Source organism: Acidovorax sp. KNOB132, from assembly GCF_057541515.1.
Genome location: NZ_BAAJYT010000499.1, coordinates 1 through 1,522 on the forward strand (window position 1 = coordinate 1; position 1,522 = coordinate 1,522).

Here is a 1,522-nt window from a genome sequence, read left to right on the forward strand (position 1 = left end):
AGGACCCCGCCCGGCCGGAGGCTGCCGCACAGCGGCCCCCCGCGGGCGTCGGTGCTGCCGCAGGTGCGCCCCTCCATCCTGCAGGGCGCCAGCCCGCGTCCGCAGGCGCCCCGCCCTTCGGTCCTGCCCCAAAGACCGTCCTTCCAGAGCAGCGGCAGCAGCGCCGCCAGCGGCGCGGCCTCCGCCCAGGCGCCCATGGAAACGCGGTACTCGGTGCTGCCGGCCAGGCTGCAGGCGGCGTCGGCGGCCTTCCAGTCCGTGGCCCACGCCGCCGTGGCCATCGGCCTGGAAAGCGCCAACACCGTGCAGATCACCACCGCCGCGCAGGCCCAGGAGGTGCTGGCCCGGGTGCAGCGCCTGGCCACCCAGGCTGCACCGGCCTTGCATGCGCTGTCCGGCGCGCTCCAGCACATGGTGGAGAACAAGACGCGGCTGTCGCAGGAGATCCGCGAAGAACTGGCCGACATCGGCCAGTCGCTGCTGACCACCGGTCAGTCGCTGCAGAAGTTCCTGAACCACACCCTGGGACGGTTCGCCCCGCAAACCATGCCGCCCGCAGAGCCGCCGGCCGAAACCCCGGCGGACGCGGCCGCCGCCGCCGAGACGGCCGCCGTGGCCGAAACCACTGCCAAGGCCGAAGCCGAGGCCGCCGCCGCTCCGCCGCCGCCCCCGCCTCCACCACCCAAGGCGCACCTCAAGCCCCGCCCGCCAAAGCACCCAGCCGCGAAACCGGCGCTGCACCCGGTCTCCGCCACGCCGGCGCCAGCGGCCAAACCGGTGCCGGTCGATGTGATGGCCATCTCCACCGAAGAAGGCCGGGCGGCGCTGCGCGCGGGCTTCGGCACGCCCGAATCCGCCGATGCGGGCCTGCGGGAAATCGCCCTGGCATTCAAGGCCGCGCAAAACGGCTCGACGGACGACAAGCGGGCCTTCCAGCTGGCCTACCAGGACCGGCTCACGCTGCCCGACGATTTCAGCAGCGGCAACGTGGCCGCCGTGAAGCAGCTCAAGCGGCTGCTGGCCGGGGTCAACGTGGCCTATGTGTCGCCGCAGTACGGCAAGGACATGGGCGTGGGATCGGACGACTTCAACGCGCGGCGCTCCGCGGCGGCCGCGGCGTAGAAGCAGGCGGCCATGCCCTGCGGCCTACGGCGCCGCGATGAGGTCCAGGCACTCCCGCACCACCGGCGGATGGAACGCCATCTGCACGTGCGCCAGGCCCTCGCGAAGGCGGTTGTCCGCGCCGTCCAGCGTGGCCGTGGCGGCCGGGTACACCGCGTTGTCGCAGTTGGAATAAAAGCAGGTGAACAGCGCCGCGCGCCCGGGCGGCTCGTCCTGCGCCAGCTGCCACAGCCATTCGCCCCCGGGCACCATCTGCCGGCCGTTGGCAGACCGGCTGAACCGCGCCGCCCAGGCGCCCTGGTGGGGCGAGCCCAGCGTGATCACGCGGTGCACGCGCGCATCGGCCTGCCGCGCCCGCAACCACGCCCGCACGGCCAGACCGCCCATGCTGTGGCCCACC

At 73.7% G+C, this 1,522-nt stretch carries 1 protein-coding gene and 1 pseudogene; one reads left to right on the forward strand and one right to left on the reverse strand.

All coding sequences use genetic code 11. The features are described 5' to 3' along the window. Positions 1-1,122 (forward strand): annotated as a pseudogene (locus AC27IO_RS24105) (hypothetical protein); the annotation flags it as partial. 24 nt (positions 1,123-1,146) lie between these two features. Here the strand turns inward: AC27IO_RS24105 and AC27IO_RS24110 are convergent. Then, positions 1,147-1,522 (reverse strand): esterase/lipase family protein (locus AC27IO_RS24110; protein ID WP_498741197.1); only part of this gene is annotated, 376 nt, incomplete at its 5' end.